The organism is Pseudorhodobacter sp., from assembly GCF_030452865.1.
GTDB lineage: Bacteria > Pseudomonadota > Alphaproteobacteria > Rhodobacterales > Rhodobacteraceae > Pseudorhodobacter.
Genome location: NZ_JAKDLJ010000433.1, coordinates 1 through 2866, shown reverse-complemented (window position 1 = coordinate 2866; position 2866 = coordinate 1). Strand labels below are relative to the sequence as shown.

The following is a 2866-nucleotide window of genomic DNA, read 5'->3' as shown; positions in this document are numbered from 1 at the left end:
AGGGGGTGAATTGCCCTCAAGGGCAAGAGGGGGCAGAATACCCCCTTCCCCCGGCACCCCGGAGCCTACCGTGATCGCACCTCGCTCCACCACCCTTGCCCTTACGCTTCCCGCCACCGTCCCCTTCGTCGGCCCCGAAACGCAGGAGCGCGCGATGGGCCGGGTTTTCAAGGCGCGTCTTGGCGCGAATGAAAGCATGTTCGGCCCCTCGCCCACGGCGATTGCCGCGATGCAAGCCGCCGCGCATGAGGTCTGGATGTATGGCGACCCTGAAAACCATGACCTGCGCCAGGCCATCGCGGCGCATCACGCGGTTTCGCCCGAAAACATCATCATCGGCGAAGGTATCGACGGGCTGCTTGGCTATCTCGTGCGCTTGTTGATCAATCCCGACGATCCGGTCGTGACTTCGGACGGCGCCTACCCCACCTTCAATTTCCATGTTACGGGCTTTGGCGGCCAGTTGCACAAAACCCCCTATCGCGGTGATTTCGAAGATCCGGAGGCGCTGTTGGCTCGTGCGCGCGATGTCGGTGCCAAGCTGATCTATTTCGCCAATCCCGACAACCCGATGGGCAGCCATTGGCCCGCTGCAACCGTGGAGCGCATGATCGAGAGCCTGCCCGAAGGCTGTCTGCTGGTTCTGGATGAGGCTTATATCGACCTTGCCCCAGAAGGCACCGCGCCTGAAATTGCCGCCGATGATCCGCGCGTTATCCGCTTTCGTACCTTTTCCAAAGGTTATGGCATGGCCGGGCTGCGCGTCGGCTACGGTATCGCTGCACCGGGGCTTGTTGCGGCGTTCAACAAGGTGCGCAACCATTTCGGCATGGGGCGCATCGCACAAGCGGGGGCGTTGGCCGCTTTGGCGGATCAGCCATGGCTGGCGCAGATCAAGGCGCAGGTGGCCGCTGCGCGCGACAACTTCGGCTTGATCGGACGCGACAATGGGCTGACGCCGCTGCCCTCCGCCACCAATTTCCTTTGTCTCGACTGCGGCAAGGACGGCGATTTTGCGCGGGCGGTGCTGCGTGAACTCGGCCGGATCGGCGTTTTTGTCCGGATGCCGGGGATCGCGCCCCTGGACCGCTGCATCCGCGTCAGCCTTGGCAACCAAGCGGCGACGGCTGAATTTGCCCATGCCCTGCCGAAAGCCCTTCGCGCGGCGAGAGGGTGATCAGTCGGGCTTTGTGCCGGAAGCAACGCTGCGCCGTGGCAATTCCGTCATTGGCTCCACCTCATCGGGTTCGGGATCGGCAAAAAGCTCTGCCGGAATGACCGACAGTTTCGGTTCCTGCCGATGCGGCGCTTTCGCCTCCACACTCGGCACGATCACCTCGGCCACAGCCGCGGGCGCGGGTGGCAGGATATCCAGTTCCTCGATGAGCACCTCACGCCGGAACACGAGCATGTTCTGAAAGCTGGATTTGGAGCCGGTCAAGCCAACTCTTTCCTCACAGGGCAAGGTATCGGCTCGGATGTATTCCCAGCCATTGCCACCCATCCGGTTCATCACCTGCGTCAACGCCACGGCAAAACGCTCCGCCGTGGTTTTCGCCCCGCGCGCCTTTTCGCCTTTCTTGGGGGCCGGAACCACCTGATATTCGAAACGCTGCATTGTGCCGCTGACCTCCACTTCCCTGTTACCGCGACCCTACCCGATTGCCCGGACAAGGAAAAGGGGGGCGATGACCACGGCGACGCGCCACAATTCAGCCGCGTCAAGTCTATGATTTAGCTCAATAAACCGCTGATACCCCTTGTGGCGCGAGTGAGGCAAGTACCGTCACCGCAGCCCCGTGTATGCTTCGCTCATAAAGGTCGATCGCATCCTGGTTCAGCATGCGGATACACCCCGACGACACCGCATGGCCCAATTCCTTCGCGCTGGCATCGCCGTGAATACGGTAGAGCGTGTCCTGACCGTTCTGAAACAGGTAAAGCGCACGCGCGCCCAGCGGATTGCCCGGTCCAGGGTCCATGCCGCCATTCGCCACCGAATAGGGCGCAAGCTCCGGCCGCCTCTTGATCATGTCGTCTGGCACTTTCCAGCGCGGCCATTCACGGGTGAATTGCAATCGCGCGGTGCCGTCCCAGGAAAACCCTTGCGCGCCCACACTGACTCCGTAGCGCATTGCGCGCTCCGGACTTTCCACGAAATGCAAAAGCCGGGCATCGGGGTCGATCACGATGCTGCCGCGCGGCCGGTCTGGCCAAGGGTTCTGCACCTCCTGCCGCCAGAGTTCGGGCGCAAGGCTGCCTTCCTCGATGGCTGCAATCGGGAAGGGTTCATCGTGGATTGCACTGTAGAATTCCGGCAACGGCGGGTAGATCGGCGGGGCGGGAACGGGTTGTTCTGGCGGTTGCGGCGCGCGGATACAAGCGGATAGCCCTGCGACCGCGCCAAGCGCGATAAAGCGTCGTTTCGTCAGCATCTGGATGTCCTCAAAGTCTGATAAGGGGCGGCGCAATCACGCGCCGGGCGGCTTATCAGACCATGCGGGGCGGGTCGCGGGATGGCATCGGCGCGCGGCCGTGCCCCAAAATCGTCTGCGCTCCCAAAGGTTTATCCCTGCCTGACGCTACGATCATCTTCACTTGGGCGACAGGCAGGACAAGATCCGGCCCGCAGGGGGAGCCGGGAAGCACCGCGATGCGGCAGGACTTCGGCAATGGCATCAGGCGCTCGGCCGCCTTTGTCGTAATCTGCGCCGCAGCGCGGTGTCCGATAGCGGCCACAGCCTCAGGCCCCGCCGCGGAAACCGGCCCGGCAAGATAGGCACCCCACGGCAGCATGAGGAGCGTCAGCAACACAATAAGAAAAGAGCGTATCCTGCACATGAGGGCTTCATCGGCCGAACCGGAC

At 62.8% G+C, this 2866-nt stretch carries 4 protein-coding genes; 1 reads left to right on the top strand and 3 read right to left on the bottom strand.

Features of this window, described 5'->3' with window-relative positions:
- The first annotated feature begins 70 nt into the window (after positions 1-70).
- Complete coding sequence (locus L0H65_RS17615) at positions 71-1177, top strand: pyridoxal phosphate-dependent aminotransferase (RefSeq protein WP_301460526.1); 1107 nt, start codon at positions 71-73, stop codon at positions 1175-1177.
- Here L0H65_RS17615 and L0H65_RS17610 read toward each other — a convergent pair whose 3' ends face one another.
- The 3 genes from L0H65_RS17610 to L0H65_RS17600 all read right to left on the bottom strand — a co-directional run.
- A complete protein-coding gene (locus tag L0H65_RS17610; RefSeq protein ID WP_301460525.1) occupies positions 1178-1618 on the bottom strand; it encodes a DUF4177 domain-containing protein in 441 nt (146 codons plus the stop codon).
- Between the two features lie 121 nt (positions 1619-1739).
- A complete protein-coding gene (locus L0H65_RS17605) occupies positions 1740-2435 on the bottom strand; it encodes a L,D-transpeptidase (RefSeq protein WP_301460524.1) in 696 nt (231 codons plus the stop codon).
- A gap of 55 nt (positions 2436-2490) precedes the next feature.
- A partial coding sequence (locus L0H65_RS17600) for a hypothetical protein (protein WP_301460523.1) occupies positions 2491-2866 on the bottom strand: 376 nt, incomplete at its 5' end.